19 protein-coding genes are annotated in these 17,158 nt (G+C 48.9%); 11 read left to right on the top strand and 8 right to left on the bottom strand.

Annotated features, from left to right (window positions below):
• Positions 1-96: 96 nt before the first annotated feature.
• From COV06_02380 to COV06_02360, 5 genes are all read right to left on the bottom strand, one after another.
• A complete protein-coding gene (locus COV06_02380) occupies positions 97-1,194 on the bottom strand; it encodes a hypothetical protein (protein ID PIR47638.1) in 1,098 nt (365 codons plus the stop codon).
• Between the two features lie 2 nt (positions 1,195-1,196).
• A complete protein-coding gene (locus COV06_02375) occupies positions 1,197-1,868 on the bottom strand; it encodes a 50S ribosomal protein L25 (GenBank protein PIR47637.1) in 672 nt (223 codons plus the stop codon).
• Positions 1,869-1,980: 112 nt separating this feature from the next.
• A complete protein-coding gene (locus COV06_02370; protein ID PIR47636.1) occupies positions 1,981-2,325 on the bottom strand; it encodes a hypothetical protein in 345 nt (114 codons plus the stop codon).
• A 33-nt stretch (positions 2,326-2,358) separates the two neighbouring features.
• Entirely contained in the window at positions 2,359-3,474 is a 1,116-nt protein-coding gene (locus tag COV06_02365) for a rod shape-determining protein RodA (GenBank protein ID PIR47635.1), read from the bottom strand.
• Between the two features lie 78 nt (positions 3,475-3,552).
• Entirely contained in the window at positions 3,553-4,527 is a 975-nt protein-coding gene (locus tag COV06_02360) for a hypothetical protein (protein ID PIR47634.1), read from the bottom strand.
• Positions 4,528-4,613: 86 nt separating this feature from the next.
• On the opposite strand from COV06_02360, the gene gyrB reads away from it, so the two are divergent.
• Positions 4,614-6,674 carry a DNA topoisomerase (ATP-hydrolyzing) subunit B gene (gene gyrB, locus COV06_02355; protein PIR47633.1) on the top strand — a complete coding sequence of 687 codons (2,061 nt, stop codon included), beginning with the start codon at positions 4,614-4,616 and terminating at the stop codon, positions 6,672-6,674.
• A 94-nt stretch (positions 6,675-6,768) separates the two neighbouring features.
• Here gyrB and COV06_02350 read toward each other — a convergent pair whose 3' ends face one another.
• Positions 6,769-7,062 carry a hypothetical protein gene (locus COV06_02350; GenBank protein ID PIR47632.1) on the bottom strand — a complete coding sequence of 98 codons (294 nt, stop codon included), beginning with the start codon at positions 7,060-7,062 and terminating at the stop codon, positions 6,769-6,771.
• Positions 7,063-7,341: 279 nt separating this feature from the next.
• Here COV06_02350 and secE point away from each other — a divergent pair, with 279 nt between their 5' ends.
• The 9 genes from secE to COV06_02305 all read left to right on the top strand — a co-directional run bounded on the left by secE (position 7,342) and on the right by COV06_02305 (position 15,107).
• Positions 7,342-7,542: a preprotein translocase subunit SecE gene (gene secE, locus COV06_02345; GenBank protein ID PIR47631.1), complete on the top strand. Its 201-nt coding sequence runs from the start codon at positions 7,342-7,344 to the stop codon at positions 7,540-7,542.
• 18 nt (positions 7,543-7,560) lie between these two features.
• Positions 7,561-8,106 carry a transcription termination/antitermination protein NusG gene (locus COV06_02340; protein PIR47630.1) on the top strand — a complete coding sequence of 182 codons (546 nt, stop codon included), beginning with the start codon at positions 7,561-7,563 and terminating at the stop codon, positions 8,104-8,106.
• Between the two features lie 1,119 nt (positions 8,107-9,225).
• Positions 9,226-9,654, top strand: coding sequence for a 50S ribosomal protein L11 (gene rplK, locus COV06_02335; GenBank protein ID PIR47629.1), 429 nt, complete (start codon positions 9,226-9,228; stop codon positions 9,652-9,654).
• Between the two features lie 41 nt (positions 9,655-9,695).
• The gene (locus COV06_02330) at positions 9,696-10,385 is read left to right on the top strand and encodes a 50S ribosomal protein L1 (protein PIR47628.1); all 690 of its coding nucleotides are present in this window, start codon (positions 9,696-9,698) and stop codon (positions 10,383-10,385) included.
• 95 nt (positions 10,386-10,480) lie between these two features.
• Entirely contained in the window at positions 10,481-11,086 is a 606-nt protein-coding gene (locus COV06_02325; GenBank protein ID PIR47627.1) for a dCTP deaminase, read from the top strand.
• A gap of 75 nt (positions 11,087-11,161) precedes the next feature.
• Positions 11,162-11,896, top strand: coding sequence for a thymidylate kinase (locus tag COV06_02320; GenBank protein ID PIR47626.1), 735 nt, complete (start codon positions 11,162-11,164; stop codon positions 11,894-11,896).
• Positions 11,893-12,750 carry a hypothetical protein gene (locus COV06_02315; protein PIR47625.1) on the top strand — a complete coding sequence of 286 codons (858 nt, stop codon included), beginning with the start codon at positions 11,893-11,895 and terminating at the stop codon, positions 12,748-12,750. The genes COV06_02320 and COV06_02315 overlap by 4 nt, the downstream gene beginning before the upstream one ends.
• Before the next feature lie 9 nt (positions 12,751-12,759).
• The gene (locus COV06_02310; GenBank protein PIR47624.1) at positions 12,760-13,506 is read left to right on the top strand and encodes a hypothetical protein; all 747 of its coding nucleotides are present in this window, start codon (positions 12,760-12,762) and stop codon (positions 13,504-13,506) included.
• A gap of 68 nt (positions 13,507-13,574) precedes the next feature.
• Complete coding sequence (locus COV06_02305) at positions 13,575-15,107, top strand: Asp-tRNA(Asn)/Glu-tRNA(Gln) amidotransferase GatCAB subunit B (protein ID PIR47623.1); 1,533 nt, start codon at positions 13,575-13,577, stop codon at positions 15,105-15,107.
• 28 nt (positions 15,108-15,135) lie between these two features.
• Here COV06_02305 and COV06_02300 read toward each other — a convergent pair whose 3' ends face one another.
• On the bottom strand, positions 15,136-16,071 hold the full coding sequence (locus tag COV06_02300) for a tRNA (adenosine(37)-N6)-dimethylallyltransferase MiaA (GenBank protein ID PIR47622.1): 936 nt from the start codon (positions 16,069-16,071) through the stop codon (positions 15,136-15,138).
• A complete protein-coding gene (locus COV06_02295) occupies positions 16,062-16,454 on the bottom strand; it encodes a hypothetical protein (protein ID PIR47621.1) in 393 nt (130 codons plus the stop codon). Before COV06_02295 ends, COV06_02300 begins: the two co-directional genes overlap by 10 nt.
• Positions 16,455-16,576: 122 nt before the next feature.
• Here COV06_02295 and COV06_02290 point away from each other — a divergent pair.
• Positions 16,577-17,158: hypothetical protein (locus COV06_02290; protein PIR47620.1), on the top strand; the 582-nt coding region annotated here is incomplete at its 3' end.

Genomic DNA, 17,158 nt, shown 5'->3' with positions numbered 1-17,158 from the left:
AACTGAGCAAGAACGTTCCCTGTTCGAATTCTAGACGAACCAAAACCCCGAGCCGGACTGGCCCGGGGGCAAAATTTTTCTCTAAGAACTGTGGTTCTAAAGCTCCTCAACCGTGTGTCCAATCGGCAGTACCTCCACCCATGTGACGCCAGGATTCCACGTAATCTCCTCTCCGTCCTTACGGTAAAATCGCAGCATCGCGTCGCGTGAGGTCTTCTCCCACGTCGCCTCAATCAACACACCATCTTGCACCACCGTCGCATCACCTTCACCAATCGTGCGAATCCGTTTACGGCCTTTTTCATCGATCGTCTCCACGTCCGTAAACATCACCGCAACGTTGTTGGCGATCAATGGTGACCCATCGCGCATCTTGCTCACCAATCCCGTTTGCCTTCGCAGGTAATCATTACTCTCGGGCTGATACTCCCAATAGACATCGTACTGCGAGTGACTAAAATCCACATGCACCGTTTGCGCCGCTACACGTTCTTCAACGGCGAGATTGTCTTTAAATAATCGATCCCCATAAACTACCACATCCGTAACAATTTTATCCCAGGCGGCGGTCAATCGCACAGATTCCGTAAACACATTATGTGGTGCACCGGTTCGTTGCGATCGCCAAAATGTGGACCCCCAGAAAAACTCATCCAAATCATGTACACCTTGCGCATGAATCAAATCCAACGCCTCAGGACTTCCACCCACGTGTGCGTACAATGCATCCCATCCAAGTGCCCATTCCACGTAGTACGGTCGTGCGCTTCGCACAGGGCCAACTTCCTTGATCTCCACATCGGCGCCAAATAGGACCATCCATCGTGTAATGTTCCCTTCAACGGGTGCCTCAAACACCATAAACGCCCTATTCACTCCCGATTGTGGACGCACATCCACCGGATTTTCCACCATCACCGCAATGACGGCTGGTCGTACATCCTCGCTCGTCGGCTCACCCGTTAATGCATTGCGAGGACCTTGGTAGCCCGCCTCCATCGGCGGCACCTCTGGTTCTGGGATCATGGGCGCCTGCGGCTTTCTGAGCGCAATCCCCAATCCAACCATCGCCAAAACGGCAATACTCAGCAAAAGGAAAAACGGAGCCTGTTTCTGAGCTCCGTCCGTTCCTGTGGTCATACGAGAGAACCAGGTCTCTCGTATATCGTGTTTTTTCTGTAATCGTTTTGACATTTTTATGCCTCCTTCTTCTCTTCTGTCGCTTCTGCCTCCGCTGGAGCCTCTACAGGTGCGCTTGCAACCTCTGCGTCTGCAGCAACATCTTCCGCTTTCTCTGCAGCAATCTGTGCACTAGATTTTGGTGGTTTTACAATCACGACGGACGCGCTTGCCTCATCCATCAACTCTACACCTTCTGGGAGGACAATATCTCGCAAATGAATAGATTTTTCAAACGTGTCCAAAAAGCTCAAATCAATTTCGATTCGTGACACGAGCTTTTCTGGTAATGCCTGAACCGCAACCTTGTTTCGGCTCGTGATTAATGTTCCTCCATACATCTTTACGGCAGGTGCTTCCCCAAGGAATGCCAACTCAATGATCGTCTTTACGGGCTGTGTAAGATCTACCTGGCGCAAATCAATATGTAAAATAGCATCTGTCACGGCGTGATATTGCACCTCTCCGATCAATGCCTGCACAACCGTTCCATCGATGTCTACATCGATCAACGTACTTGGCGTGACATTGCGATACATCTTAATAAACTCGCTGTGATTCACTGTAAGAGACTGTGCTCCTGTGCGCTCACCACCATAAATTACAACAGGAATACGCGCTTCTGCACGTACATCAGCTGGGGCGGTTGTTGCCTCACGCGCGGTCGCGTGTAATGTCATTCGGTCCATAGTTGAAGGTTATCGATACCAAGAAATAGCTTTTTGACCCAGGACGGAACCCGTGCTCCAAATCCCATGTCATCTTTCTGTGGCCGCAGTGTGCCAGAATGCCACGTTTCTGTCAAGAACAACGCGGGCGCAACACCGTATCCATAAAATGAGCCGATGTGAGGCTCTTGTGGGCCAAAAGAACGTCTTCCGTGGTTAAACTGGGCCGCTGCAAAAAGCGTTTTGTATCGCTCAGGCTCAAATCCGTCACCAAGCCCACACAGCTCACCCCGCCTGTTTGCCGCTCAAGATAAGCTAATAACGTGTGTCCACAGGTCTGACAGGTCACATGGACAAGCCCTGTTTTTGCGTCCGACTTCAAAATATGCACGTCAGTTACACCGTCCTTTTTACATCCTGGGCATACTGAAACAAGTCGGAGTCCTTCCACAAGAAAATGAGGGGTCGATGTGTTCATAGAAGCAGTATAACACGGTCTTGGCAAACTACTTTAACTCGTCAGATTACGATTGATCGGTGTACGAATGACAACGCTTGCAATCAAACCAAGAATGATTAGACTCGCCATAAGTGACGTTCCTCCATAACTCACAAATGGAAGTGGAAGACCTGTAACCGGCATGAGCCCCAAGTTCATCGCCACATTCACCAGCATCTGCAAAAACAACAACGCTCCAAGCCCCACGATCAAAAAAGCAGAGAATTCATCGCGTGTGTTTCTGATCAAGATCCAAAGTCGCCAAAAAAGCACAGCAAAGGCCGACAAGATGAGAACAATCCCCACAAACCCGAGTTCTTCTGCAATTGCAGCAAAAATAAAATCTGTCTGTGCCTCGGGCAAAAACTTGAGTTGACTCTGCGACCCCAGACCAAGTCCCCGACCAAACATGCGCCCAGCCCCAATCGCAATCTTTGCTTGCGTCACATTGTACCCCTGGCCCAACGGATCTAAATCTGGATTTAAAAACGTTAAGATACGATTCTTTTGAAACTCTTGAAAGACAACAAGCCAGGCAGCGATACCCGCCAATAATCCCCCGCCCGCCAATACAGCGATAATTTTTTTATTCAGGCCCGCAAACAACACCATAATCCCCCATACACCAATCATTAACGCCGCGGATCCAAAGTCGGGCTGTAACATCACGAGCCCGACATAGATTGTAACGGGAATTCCTGTTGCAATTAACTCGCGCCAACCCATGTACCGGCGAGAGCGTCGCGCAAAAATTGCCGCAACCGCAATAACTAAAATAATCTTTGCAAATTCCACCGGCTGTACATCCACGATTCCCAAATCGAACCAACCTGTTGTTCCACGACGTGTGACACCAAACAACACCACGCTCAACAGAAGTCCTGTGCCAATCGCAAATAACGTCCCCGCATAGCTTCGCAGTTGCTTGTAGTTCCAAAGCATCAACATCACACCCACCATAAGTCCAATACCTAACGCAATCAGCTGTTTTGTCACGTTAGTAAAATCCGGAGGCGCGGACGCAAGGCCGATTCCATATAGTGCGGAAAATCCAAGCACAAGCAGCACAAAAACTGCAACGGCAAGGACCCAATCAAATTGTGCAAGAAGACGCGTGTACTTATTCATAGAACGATCCTATCACGCTCCGCAGACGTCGTCTAAAGCTGCACAGATCCAAAAAAAGAGCCTCTCGGACTCTTTTGGTTATCGCTTCAATGTATCGCGTCTATCGGTAGCTGGCGTCGTATCGCTGGACAAATAAACCGAATCATCAAACAAATTTACGATTGGATAGACTTCGATCGTTTGTGCCACCGGTGAACCTCCGAACCAATCCAGCTGAAAAGGACGTTCTTCGCGTGGAAGCAGATTGGACATAACGGTTCTATTCACACCTATTACCGAACCACCGCGCTTCAACAAAACAAAAACATCGATTGAATAATACCCAAACCCTGTCTTATTGGTAATATCGGCAAGCGTACGACTCACAACCTGATCCCCAATCTGTAACCCCGTATCTTGTTGAAGATTATCGAACGCAATATTTAAACGTGCCTGTTTCCACGCAATTGGATCCGGTACTGCATGAGCATCGATACGCCACCATTCCACTTGATCAATTAATACACGCGGATTACGCGGCCTTGGTTGATCCACATTAAACGCCACAAGTGGCATAGTTGTTTCTTGTAAGAGAATCGCCGTACGTTCTTCTGTCTCTCGATCGTCATATACGATCCGATACCGAACCTGTGCCACATGATCCGCATTTGGATTCGTGATCATGGCCAGTACGTCAAATTTTCCTTGTGTAGGCAAAATCTGTACGTTTCCCAAATCCAATGCCTGAGGTACCTGTGTCTGCACGACCGCGTGCAAATTTTCTGCACCTGCAAAAAATGATTCTACAAGCCGCCCCTCCTCTACATAGTTAATGAGAAAATAATCGGCAAACGCCCAAAGTCCAATTAATCCCAATAAACCTTCAACGGCAAACAGAAAGACAACCCCTGCTGTGCGCAGCTGTGTTTTATGCTCAATCCACCAAACGTCCCGTTTATAGCGCTTATCAAATTCTTTTCCGACGGTTGTAAGCGTAGGACCCTCGTTTGGATCGATGGCGCCTTGCGGCTGCACAGGCTCTTTTGAGCCTCCTCCTAGTGGCCAGATTCCCATAGTGACTCCAGTATAACACGGACGCATCCACTTTGCTCTGTGGGCAAAACAGTGCTAAGATAGCCGCATCAAAGACACTATTCTCTATGCCCGCCGCGAAAAAACCAGAAACAAAGAAACCCGTTGCCGCAAAAGCTGCGACAAAAAAGCCCGCAGCCAAGGGTGACTACGGTGCTGCACAAATTCAGGTTCTTGAAGGATTGGATCCTGTTCGCAAGCGTCCTGGAATGTACATTGGTTCCACAGGAGAGACAGGATTGCATCATTTGGTTTGGGAGATTGTGGACAACTCCATCGACGAGGCCATGGCCGGTCACGCCGACACCATTACCGTCAGGTTGCAGCCAGACGGATGGGTAAGTGAAGAAGACAATGGTCGCGGAATCCCTGTCGACAAGCATCCGCAATACAACGTGTCCGCGCTTGAGCTCGTGCTCACCAAGCTCCACGCGGGAGGAAAATTTGGTGGTGAAGCATCTGGCTACAAGGTATCGGGAGGATTGCACGGTGTAGGAGTTTCCGTGGTCAACGCCCTCTCTTCTGAGTTGGAGGCGATCGTTCGACGTGATGGCCAGGTTTGGGAGCAACACTATGCCGTTGGAAAACCAATCGACAAGATTAAGGCTGTCGGAAAAACAAAAGAGACCGGCACGCAGATTCGGTTCAAGGCAGACGCAAGTATTTTTGAAACAACCGTCTACAAGTTTGGAACCATCCTAGACCGCATGCGACAACATGCATATCTTACGCGCGGCGTAAAACTTATTGCCATCGACGAACGTGACCCAGAAAACGTACGTGAATATGCCTTCTATTTTGAAGGAGGTGTTGCAAGCTATGTCCGTCATCTCAACTACGGGAAAAAGGCAAAGCACGAGACCGTGATGCACGCGCGCAAACAAATCGACGACATAGAAGTAGAGGTTGCATTGCAATACACAGAAGAGTATTACGAGAACGTCCACTGTTTTACCAACAACATTCTCAACCCAGAAGGCGGAACACATCTCGCCGGGTTCCGTGCAGCGCTCACACGTGTCCTTAACAGCTATGGGCGCGACAAGGGCATCCTCAAAGAGAAGGACAACAACCTCTCGGGAGACGATGTCCGAGAAGGTCTTACCGCCATATTGTCGCTACGCATTCCAGAACCACAATTTGAAGGTCAAACAAAGGCCAAGTTAGGAAATCCGGAGGCACGTGGCGCCACAGAGTCCATGTTCGCCGAGGCGCTGGCCACGTTTTTGGAAGAGCATCCTCGCGATGCGATGTCGATTTTGGAGAAGTCCGTCCTTGCCGCCCGTGCACGCATGGCCGCACGCGCCGCTCGAGACACCGTGTTACGTAAAGGTGCGTTGGAGGGTCTCACACTCCCAGGAAAGCTCTCGGATTGCTCTAGCAAAAACTCGGCACAATCAGAACTCTACATTGTGGAGGGAGATTCGGCTGGCGGCTCTGCAAAGCAAGGACGCGACCGCGAGTTTCAGGCGATTCTTCCACTACGAGGCAAGATTCTCAACGTAGAACGCGCACGGTTAGACAAAATGCTCGTCAACAATGAACTCAAATCACTTGTTATTGCCTTGGGCACTGGCATTGGTGACGACTTTGATATTGCACGATTGCGCTACGGTCGTATCGTGATCATGACGGATGCCGACGTGGACGGTGCGCACATTCGTACGCTGCTCCTCACGCTCTTCTTCCGCTACTTCCCTGAAATCATTCACCAGGGACACCTATTTATTGCACAGCCTCCCCTATACCGCATTGCCGTTGGGAAGGCGGTTGAATACGCCTTCGACGAGGATGAGCGAGATTTGATTATCGCAAAACTGACCGCACCCGTGGCCGGAGCTGCACCCAAAAAGGTCAAGGTGGTGATTGATGAAGAAACCGGTGAGGAAGTGGTAGAAAGCGGTGGACGTAAAGTCAACATCCAACGCTACAAGGGACTTGGAGAAATGAACGCGGATCAGCTTTGGGAGACAACCATGAACCCAACAAACCGTATTATGAAACGTGTCGTCATTGAAGACGCAACACGCGCGGACGAGATCTTCGATACGCTGATGGGTAGTGACGTCGGACCACGCAAACGCTTTATCTCAAGTAATGCCAAGACCGTGGAAAACTTAGACATCTAGTCAAAAGAAAAACAGGGAGTTACCTCTCTGTTTTTTTGTTGAAAAAAAGTGTTCGGCCGCACGGGAGGTTCCCGCCGACCGAATCGTTGTACACCTAGAACCCGAGCAAAACAATTGTCTTGAACTGAACCGCGGTGGAGAGTTTGCCAAACTGTAAGGACCACTCCTCACCCTCCATACGATGCCAGATCAATTCCAGTTTATCTCCACCCTCCCCCACAGTGCACTTGAAGCCACAGTACCCGCTTCTGTATTTCAAAAGCGTCATGCGACTCAGCGTCACTTCTCGCCTGTTGCACAAGGCGCGCAACAGAGCAAACGCACCCCTGTACGGATCCTTGTCTCCTCGCAGCTCCGCTTCTTCAAACTGCCGCAGGTGCCTTGCCATCGCCTCACATAGCCCTGTGAGACTCTCGTCCTGTACCGGTCTTAACGCCGGAAAGGAATCGCACGTCTGCACGCGATGTCTACCGTTTCCACTTCCGCCTCGACGTCTTCCACAACCCATGCACCCTCCTGTGTTTGGGACCCAATTCTAGATTGCCCTATCTTGCGACCTGCGTCAACTGCGAGTTGACAAAAACGTCCCCATGACCTAGTATTGCTGCATATCCCCCTTGCGGGGGTTTTAAGATACAAAAATGGCCTATTGGCCAATGGCATCTCTATGACCCAAACCAAGAACCTCGTTGCTCGCCTCCGCGACTACGTGCGCGACTCTATTGAAGAGTCCAAAAAAATTACCTGGCCAACACGTAAGGAAACCATGCGTTACAGTGCCCTCGTGATTGGTATCACCTTATTAGTTGCTGCGTTCTTTGGCGTTCTTGATTATATCTTCACGCTTTTGTTGCAAGTTCTTATCTAAGGAGGAAACACGTACTGTATGGCAAAACAAACCGGAAATCTTGGGCGACGCTGGTATGCAATTCACACCTACTCGGGATATGAGGAAAATGTGGTGCAGAACCTCAAACAGCGCATCGACTCCATGGACATGGGAGATAAAATTTTCAATATCCTCATTCCAAAAGAAAAGAAAATTAAGATCAAGAACGGAAAGCGCAAAGTTGTTGAAGAAAAGATCTTTCCAGGCTACGTCCTAATTGAAATGTTTGTGAACGATGATTCATGGTATGTAGTTCGCAACACGCCGAGCGTTACTGGATTTATTGGATCCGGAGTCACCCCAACACCACTGTCCGAAGAAGAGATCACATCTCTACAGAAGCGTATGGGAATCAACGAACCTGAATTTACGATCGATGTGCGTGTAAACGACCTCGTAAAAATCATCGATGGACCGTTTAAAAACTTTGAAGGAAAGGTGAGTGAGATTGATGAGCAACGCGGAAAGATCAAGGTGTTGGTCAATATGTTTGGCCGCGAAACACCCGTGGAGCTGGACTTCTTACAAGTGACCCCCGTTTAAGAATCGCCCTTAGGGGCGGTTTTTTATTGGTCGTCATTGCGCGGAGTTCTACGACAAAGCAACCTTAATTGATTTTGCAGAATTTTGCTGAATAAATAAGATTGCTTCGTGAAACTCGCAATGACGGATGGTTGCTCACGATCTGATCTGACTTGATCTATCCAGCCCTTCGCCCCCGAGAACACGTGTGTTTTGAAAGCTGAAGCCTATGCGAAAGATTCTCAAAACGCATGTGTTTGAAGATGAGTGTACTCGGCGAAGGAATCCAGCCCTTCGCCCCCGAGAACACGTGTGTTTTAAAGTATGAGCCTGCGAGTACTCTTAAAACGCATGTGTTTGAAGATAAGGATCCTCGGCGAAGGAATCTAGGTCTTCGTCCCCAAGAACACGTGTGTTTTTAAAGCTGAAGCCTATGCGAAAGATTCTCAAAACGCATGTGTTTGAAGATAAGGATCCTCGGCGAAGGAATCAAGGTCTTCGCCCCCGAGAACACGTGTGTTTTGAAAGCTGAAGCCTATGCGAAAGATTCTCAAAACGCATGTGTTTGAAGATGAGTGTACTCGGCGAAGGAATCCAGCCCTTCGCCCCCGAGAACACGTGTGTTTTAAAGTATGAGCCTGCGAGTACTCTTAAAACGCATGTGTTTGAAGATAAGGATCCTCGGCGAAGGAATCTAGGTCTTCGTCCCCAAGAACACGTGTGTTTTTAAAGCTGAAGCCTATGCGAAAGATTCTCAAAACGCATGTGTTTGAAGATAAGGATCCTCGGCGAAGGAATCAAGGTCTTCGCCCCCGAGAACACATGTGTTTTGAAAGCTGAAGCCTATGCGAAAGATTCTCAAAACGCATGTGTTTGAAGATAAGGGTGCTTGGCGAAGGATTCTGGCAATGTAGGAGCGAGGTACGTTGCTTCTAAATAATCCGTGTTGGGCGTCGACCCAATCTTTAGCAGACGCAGGCAAAAAACCAGTACGGCGACGACTCCTTGCGGATTATTTAAAGCCATGTACCGAGCGACCCCTTGACGAAAAACGCCCCAATTGCTATATTCTGCCCACTAATTAACGCCGAGTTGCTCAGGTTCAATAAATCCTGGGAATCTCGATAAGCACTAACGCGTATGGCAGAAAAAAAGGCCGTAAAGCAGATCAAGTTGCAAATCCCTGCGGGACAAGCAACACCTGCGCCTCCTGTGGGACCAGCTCTTGGTCAGCACGGATTGAACATTCAGGATTTTTGTACACAGTTTAACAACGAGAGTAAGGATCGCATGGGCGACATTGTTCCGGTGATTATCAGTGTTTACGAAGATCGCACATTCAGTTTTGTAATGAAGACGCCTCCAACGTCCTCACTTGTTCTCAAAACCCTCAAGCTCAAGAAAGGTTCTAGCAACCCTCTTTTGCAAAAGGTTGGAAAGCTCTCCCGTGCACAGCTCGAGGAGATTGCCACCATCAAAATGCCTGACCTCAACACCAACAACCTCGACGAGGCGGTGAAGATCGTTGCAGGAACCGCACGTCAGATGGGAATCGAGAGTGAACTCTAATAATTCAGTGGGAGGTCTCTGACCGCCCGAACCACAGAACTATGCCAACTGTTTCAAAACGCATGAAAGAAGCAACCAGTGCTATAAATGCATCAACCACGTACCCCATGGAGGAAGCGGTAACGCTTGCCCTCGCTGCCTCAAAAGTTAAATTTGACGCGTCCGTCGAGGTACACTTCCGCCTTGGAATCGATCCAAAGAAAGGTGACCAACAGGTCCGATCCACCATCACCCTTCCCCACGGTTCCGGAAAGTCTAAGCGCGTTGCGGTATTTGTAAGCGCAGACAAAGTGGAAGAAGCACGCGCAGCCGGTGCAGACGTCGTGATGGATGATCAAGACATTGAGAAGATCTCTCAATCAAAAGTCATCGACTTTGACGTAGCCATTGCAACCCCAGACATGATGCCAAAGCTCGCCAAGATCGCACAGATTTTGGGACCAAAGGGCCTCATGCCAAACCCTAAGACCGACACCGTTGGAACCAACGTGGGAAAGATGGTCGAGGATCAAAAGGGTGGAAAAATCGCCTTCAAGAACGACAACACGTCCAACGTGCATGTGATTATTGGAAAGGTCAGTTTTGGACCCGAGAAGGTCAAAGAGAACCTTGTGGCCATTATCGACTCGGTAAAAAAGGCCAAGCCTGCCTCGTCTAAGGGTATCTACATCAAGAGTGCCACGATTACAACGAGCATGGGACCGGGAGTACGATTCTCCGTGGAAGCGTAATTGCGTATTCATTCCGCCACCCCGTTTGGGGTGGTTTTGGTTTGTACACGTAGAGGATCTTTTGTATCTATGCTAAAATCCATCCAACAAATATTATGATTTTATCTGACCGAGACATTCAAAAAGCCATGGAGGCAGGCGATATCTCCGTTGAGCCTTACCATGAAAAAATGATGCAACCTGCATCCATCGATTTGCGTTTAGACAAGCATTTTCTGATCTTCGACACCAACGCCAACTTTGTGATCGATCCTAAAAAACCGATCGACCCCATGATGAAGGAAATTGTGATCGATGAAGACACCCCATTTGTATTGCACCCAGGTGAGTTCGCGCTCGCCATGATCCATGAGACCACAGGCGTCTCAGATAAGTATGTAGGGCGTTTGGAGGGAAAGAGCTCCATTGGCCGCATGGGATTATTGATTCACGTGACCGCGGGATTTTTGGATCCCGGCAACTGTCTCAAAATGACGTTAGAGCTACACAACGTGGCCAATCTTCCTATTTTACTTTATTACAAGATGCCAATTGCCCAAATTGCGTTTGAAAAAATCTCGTCGCCGAGTATTCGCTCCTACAGCAAAGACAATGCGCACGCTCTCAACAGTAAATACGTGGGCGATATGAAGCCAAAAGCCAGCCAAATGTGGAAAAACTTTCTCACCGAGGAAGAATTGGAAAAATTGAGAGATACCTAGGGTGGAACCCGCTCTTTTGCGGGTTTTCCTATCCACAGGCGTTATTGGCAAAACCACGCTATAATCAAGGATGAAATGGACCTCTCAAGCAGGAAAACAGGCGCCTTCTTTGTTATAGATGGCACAGACGGTTCTGGCAAGGCAACACAGACCAAACGCCTTGTTGAGCGTTTGCGTTTGGAAGGATATAACGTAGAGACAATTTCGTTTCCGCAATACGGCGCAAAAAGTTGCGGGTCTGTAGAACGCTATCTCGCTGGTGATTACGGTCGTTCCACGGAGGTCAATGCACGTGCGGCAAGTATCTTTTATGCGGTTGATCGATTCGACGCGTCCTTCCAGATTCGCGCGTGGTTAGATGCCGGAAAGATCGTCGTGTCTGATCGGTACGTCGGTTCCAACATGGCACATCAAGGACAAAAAATTCATGACACCACCGAACGCCACGCCTACCTTGCTTGGAACGACGACTTAGAACACAACATCTTTGGCATCCCGCGACCCACACTCAACCTGGTCCTTAGTGTTCCGCTCGATGTCGCTATACAGCTCGCGGCACAGGGCGCAACAGAAAAAACAAAGGTCGCCGGTGATATTCACGAAGCAGACAGAAATCACATCAGATCCTCAATCAACACCTACAAAGAAATCACGCGATTGTTCCCAAGTTTTCACCATGTCAATTGTGCCCCTCACGGTACACTCCGAAGTATCGACGACATCCACGAGGAGCTTTGGCAAGCCGTTTTGCCGCACATCGGAACACCCGTTACCTCCTTCACTCAACATCAAGAAACCATCTCCGTATGAATCAACTCATTGGTATCGGCGCCCTTATTGACAACGCATGGGAACATTACCGGACACACTACAAATCGCTACTAAAGATTAGCGTCTGGCTACTTGTTATCTCCGTAATAAACGTCGTTGCTATCTTGTTGTATCCCATCGATATAACAGCAGCAACCGCAACAACGTTTTCGGAAAAGATTGGCATTATTCTTTTGCTCATCAACAACTTGGTTTTTGCCGTTATTGTTGGTACCTGGATGCTCAATGCCTTAATCAAAGCAATTCATACACAAAGTACCGGCACAAAACTGAGCTACAAAAAACTTAATGCGGGGTCCTGGAAGCTTTTTCTCCCACAGCTCTTTGTTCGTTTCCTCTGCCTCCTATTCATTGTCGTTTCTCTCTTACTTCCAGTGCTACTTTTCTGGTTCCTCACCAATGTCGGTGTGACGTTTTTGCCATCGCTTGTCTTGTTCCCTCTTTTGTTTGCAGCTCTCTTACTTCTTCTTCCGCCCGTTGCACTCGTCATCTACCTTGCATTTTCTGTGTTTGCTGTTGTTGAGGATGGGGCGCACGGCCTTGCAGCATTACGCGCTAGCATTGTGGTGGTTAAAAAACGTTTTTGGCCCGTGGCATTGCGCATGCTCATTCCAAAGCTACTGTACTTTGGCGTGTTCTTCCTATTGCAGTACTTTCTCATGATCATCATTCGCGTGATCGGCTATAGCGTCTTGCAAGGAACAGACGTGCTCTCAGCGGCCCGTGTAGAATGGATCGCCCTCACCCTGAGCTACTCTGTGCTCTTTGTCTTCCTTAATCCGATACTCCTTATTACGGATCACCTCTTATTCTCGCATCTAAAAAAATCGTAATCCCATTCTATGACTACCACTCAACCGACCTCCGCGGTTCCCGTTGGAAAACTTCCAAAAATTGGCGATATTCTCACCGTAAGTATTGAGGCGGCAAAAAAGCATTTTGCTGTGTATGCAAAAATTTTGCTTCCCTATTTCGGTCTCATCCTTGTTATTGAAATCCTCAGTGTCTTTGACAACGCCATTATTGTGTTCATGACGTTCATCATAATGCTTGCATCGATCGCCTACGCCGTTTGGATGGGAATCATGCTGACCCGTATTTCCTATCAAGCTGTTTCTACGGGATCTGTAAGCGTTGAGAAGGCAAAAGTGGATCTCAACAACGTTATTTGGCCCATGATTGCCGTTGGACTTGTCTCCGGAATCGCTGTGGCAGCAGGAACGATTTTTTTCATCATTCCAGGCATAGTGTTGTACCTCATGTTCTTCTCTGCGCAATATTTGGCGGTGATCGACAAGAAAGGCGTTGGTGATTCTTTGAGCCTCAGTATTGCCATGTCCAAGGGGCGCAAATGGGAGTTGTTTATAAAGCTCTTTGTCAGTAGTCTCGTGGTTGGCATTATTGTTTACGTGGCCGTGCTTATTGCTGGTGGGGTTTTCCTCGTCATTGGAAACTTTGTGTCCGAGGACGTCGGAACAATCCTCTCGTTTGTGGGCGTTGCAGCTGTCACGATTCCAACCATGCCCGTTATCATCAATATTCCAATCATGATCTTTGCTCATCTCAAGAAACTCAACGGAATGAGCTAAGCATTAGTAGAAGCCGGGCAGACGCTCGGTTTTTTCTTTTCTCAGAAAATGATAGGATAGCTACACATATGACGTACCACCATTTAGAACCGGTCATTGGGTTAGAGATTCACGTACAGCTTAAGACCGCGACCAAATTGTTTAGTTCCATTGATAATCACGCCGAAGGAGCAGCCGCGAACACACTGATCTCGGCGATTGATCTTGGTCACCCAGGAACGCTCCCATCGCTTAATCGTGAAGCACTGCGTTTTGCGGTACGCATTGGCTTGGCACTTGGGTGTAAAATCAATACGCCTACCTATTTTGATCGCAAGCATTATATCTACCCCGACCTTCCAAAAGGCTATCAAATCTCTCAATTTGATGTACCAGTGGCCGCAGACGGAGTTATAACGATCGATATCCCAGAAGGTCCACGCTCCAAAGCCGTTATCCACATTGAGCGTGCGCACTTAGAGGAAGACGCAGCAAAAAATATTCATCGCGACGGCAAGACACTTGTAGACTTTAATCGTGCCGGCACACCGCTTGTGGAGATCGTTACGTGCCCAGACTTTAAAACACCAAATGAGGCCAAGATCTTCTTGCTCGAGCTGCGACGTATCTTGCGTTATCTTGCCGTGTCAGATGCTGATATGGAAAAGGGTCACATGCGCTGTGACGCGAACGTGTCTCTGCGACCCGTCAATGCACAAGGATTACCTGTGGCGGACGACTATTATCCAAAGACCGAGGTCAAAAACATGAACTCGTTTAAGTCGGTAGAACGCGCACTTGTGTTTGAAATCGATCGGCAAACAACGCTTTGGGAAGCCGGGACTCCTCCTATGGTCACAACGACACGTGGATGGGATAACGACCATAGCAAGACCGTTTTACAACGCACAAAAGAGGAAGCGGCCGATTATCGCTTTATGCGAGAACCAGACATTCCTCCTACAGATTTATCCCTGTACATCCAAGAGGAAATGGATACGCGTCCAGAACTCCCCGCACAACGTCGCCAACGATTCCAATCCGAGTACGCGCTCTCTGAGCAAGCCGCCGCCACACTTACAGACGATCCCGCACTTGCCGATTTTACCGAACGTGTCATAAGTGAGCTTTTTGCCTGGCTTGCGGCAAATCCAGACATAGACGCCACAGATGAGAATGTGGTTGAGCGCTACAATCAGCCCGTTGGGAAACTCGTCGGCACATGGATTGGGACAAAACTTTTAGGAGCTCTCGCGGAGCGGTCCTCGGACATCCGTATTACACAGATCGAGCCCGAGAACATGGCGGAACTCCTAAACCTCATCTACCAGAAAATCGTCACGGCGCACCAGGCCACGCAGGTCCTAGAAAAAATGCTCAACGATGGAGATTCACCCACGCATATTATCGAGGCGCTTGGTCTTACAACGATTAGCGACACGGACGCCCTGAGCGCGATTATTGATCAAGTACTCGCTGAAAACCCCCACCAAGTGGAGGCATATAAAGCCGGTAAGGTCGTGCTTCTGCAATTCTTTATTGGAATGGTGCAAAAAATAACTCAAGGGAGTGCGAACGTTCCAAAAACAAAGGAATTATTAGAAAGTAAGCTGTGCGATTAGCAAAAACTGAGACAAACGTCTCAGTTTTTTATCCATAGAGGAAGTGCCTCACGTGTACCAAAGCTTCTTCTTGTGTTTTTACCCAAATAATCGTCGGATCACGTCTAAACCAACTCAATTGTCGCTTTGCTAAGCGTCGCGTATTTTGTTGAATCTCTGCAATCATTTCTTCCTCATTGGTATACCCCTGCAAAAAACTCACCACCTCTCGATAGCCGATCCCTGACAGAGCACTTTTACGTGGGTCTACACCTGCGTCCAACAATCCACGAACCTCGTCCACAAGACCCATGCGAACCATCTCATTCACGCGTCGATCCAGACGTGCGTAAAGTTGCTCTCGCGAAACATCAAACGCCAACTGGAGTAACTGATAGTTAGAAGGGCCTTTAGTTTGCAGCTCAGAAAAGGGTCTTCGCGTGGTCCAACAGACCTCAATCCCTCGGACAAGCCTCCGTCGATTATTATTATCGATTGACATGGCGCCAACTGGATCGCAGGCCTCATATGTTGCAACAAGATCCTCCAAGGATTTTTTTGCGAGGCGCTCGCGTAGTACCGGATTTGGTGCGACGTCTGGAAATTGTAAATTATCTACAACCGCTTGAATATACAATCCCGTTCCTCCAACAAGGATTGGCTGCTTCTTTCTTGAAAGTGTGTCATTAATCGCATCAAATGCGCGTTGTTTGTAAACACCAACACTAAACTCCTCATTCGGATCAATCATATCCGCAAGGTGTTCTGGGATACCGTCGACCATAAACCGTTCGTAGCCATCGACTCGTTTCCATTTTCCGGGGTCTTTTGCGCTTCCAATGGTAAGACCTTTGTAAACCTGTCGTGAATCGGCGCAAATAAGCTCTCCGTCTGTTTGTCGAGCAATCTCTAGCGCGAGTGCGCTTTTACCGGAACCTGTAGGTCCTACGACGGCAATCAGTTTTGGTAGGGTATTTATGTCCATGCAACACAGTATAGCAAAAATTTTCGACCCCAGGCAGCGAGGCCGGAGGTCGAAGGGAGGGTACCAATGTTGGTAGGCGGCGTGGGATCCCACGCGCAGAGGCAGAGCAGCCGATCGGCCGCCGCAGCAACCACGGCGATCTGCAGCACATCGTTCTGGACACCCATCTGCCTGGCCCAGGCAACGGTGTAGTACCGCCGCCAGAGATCCGGGGACAGCCCCGAATACAGGAGGATCGTCGCCCAGATCTGGTCCGGCCGGTCGCCTTCACAGATCTCCTCCACTCTCTGGAGGGTGGTGCGCGGAATAGACAGTTGTTTCCACTCCGCTAGAATCGCGCGCACGGCGCGATCAAAGGTGTTGTCCACAAGCGTAAGTCGCATGTGTCACCTCCTTTCCACTTCCACGTATACCAGAAACTCTATCCCCTGTCAAGATTTACAGCCCTTCTTGATTCCTGTAGCATAAAGTCATAATTACTACCTATTCACGCAACCATTCCCCTATGGCACCACGAGGAGAAGGCGTTCCAGAAATGCCAGACGCGGCCGATATTGCCGCCGCACGAAAGAAAGCCCAAGATTTAACAACGCTAGAACAGCCTTCCGTCGCCCCTTTTGAACACAGTGGGACCAATGTTCCAGAAGCAGTAGGTGTTGAATTAGAGATCAATGAACGTCTATCTGCGCTCGAGGCCGCCTATGCAAAAGCAAAGGACAATCCAGACGCCATGAACGTGTTCATTGATAATCTAGAGGAAATGATTGCGTCTAAGAGCCGAGCAAAAGAAGCAAAACTCCTACAACTCGCCGCAGAACGCTTCCAAGAAGGCGAGCATGGCATTAACTATGTTGATACCAGAGATTTAGAGAAGGCTCCAGATACGGCAGCGCAAACCGAGGCTCTTGAGGACGCGAAACGTCTAGCCGTGGAAGTAGAATCTGCAAACGACCTTGCACGATCGAATAGGCCAAAAGGTCACGAGACTGCACAGCCTCGTGGAATGGAAACCGCACAACAACGCGCTGCACGTCAACGCGTGAGCGAGATGCCAGCCGAGGGATTTGGATCCACCTCACCAGAACAG

This window comes from Candidatus Uhrbacteria bacterium CG10_big_fil_rev_8_21_14_0_10_50_16 (genome assembly GCA_002774875.1).
Lineage (GTDB): Bacteria > Patescibacteriota > Patescibacteriia > UBA9934 > UBA11717 > UBA11717.
This window is presented reverse-complemented; position numbering and strand designations above follow the sequence as displayed.

Excerpts from the sequence above, each read along its gene's own strand:
- COV06_02380 (PIR47638.1), bottom strand. The coding sequence starts at position 1,194 with ATGTCAAAACGATTACAGAAAAAACACGATATACGAGAGACCTGGTTC.
- COV06_02375 (PIR47637.1), bottom strand. The coding sequence starts at position 1,868 with ATGGACCGAATGACATTACACGCGACCGCGCGTGAGGCAACAACCGCC.
- COV06_02370 (PIR47636.1), bottom strand. The coding sequence starts at position 2,325 with ATGAACACATCGACCCCTCATTTTCTTGTGGAAGGACTCCGACTTGTT.
- COV06_02365 (PIR47635.1), bottom strand. The coding sequence starts at position 3,474 with ATGAATAAGTACACGCGTCTTCTTGCACAATTTGATTGGGTCCTTGCC.
- COV06_02360 (PIR47634.1), bottom strand. The coding sequence starts at position 4,527 with ATGGGAATCTGGCCACTAGGAGGAGGCTCAAAAGAGCCTGTGCAGCCG.
- gyrB (PIR47633.1), top strand. The coding sequence starts at position 4,614 with ATGCCCGCCGCGAAAAAACCAGAAACAAAGAAACCCGTTGCCGCAAAA.
- COV06_02350 (PIR47632.1), bottom strand. The coding sequence starts at position 7,062 with ATGGCAAGGCACCTGCGGCAGTTTGAAGAAGCGGAGCTGCGAGGAGAC.
- secE (PIR47631.1), top strand. The coding sequence starts at position 7,342 with ATGACCCAAACCAAGAACCTCGTTGCTCGCCTCCGCGACTACGTGCGC.
- COV06_02340 (PIR47630.1), top strand. The coding sequence starts at position 7,561 with ATGGCAAAACAAACCGGAAATCTTGGGCGACGCTGGTATGCAATTCAC.
- rplK (PIR47629.1), top strand. The coding sequence starts at position 9,226 with ATGGCAGAAAAAAAGGCCGTAAAGCAGATCAAGTTGCAAATCCCTGCG.
- COV06_02330 (PIR47628.1), top strand. The coding sequence starts at position 9,696 with ATGCCAACTGTTTCAAAACGCATGAAAGAAGCAACCAGTGCTATAAAT.
- COV06_02325 (PIR47627.1), top strand. The coding sequence starts at position 10,481 with ATGATTTTATCTGACCGAGACATTCAAAAAGCCATGGAGGCAGGCGAT.
- COV06_02320 (PIR47626.1), top strand. The coding sequence starts at position 11,162 with ATGGACCTCTCAAGCAGGAAAACAGGCGCCTTCTTTGTTATAGATGGC.
- COV06_02315 (PIR47625.1), top strand. The coding sequence starts at position 11,893 with ATGAATCAACTCATTGGTATCGGCGCCCTTATTGACAACGCATGGGAA.
- COV06_02310 (PIR47624.1), top strand. The coding sequence starts at position 12,760 with ATGACTACCACTCAACCGACCTCCGCGGTTCCCGTTGGAAAACTTCCA.
- COV06_02305 (PIR47623.1), top strand. The coding sequence starts at position 13,575 with ATGACGTACCACCATTTAGAACCGGTCATTGGGTTAGAGATTCACGTA.
- COV06_02300 (PIR47622.1), bottom strand. The coding sequence starts at position 16,071 with ATGGACATAAATACCCTACCAAAACTGATTGCCGTCGTAGGACCTACA.
- COV06_02295 (PIR47621.1), bottom strand. The coding sequence starts at position 16,454 with ATGCGACTTACGCTTGTGGACAACACCTTTGATCGCGCCGTGCGCGCG.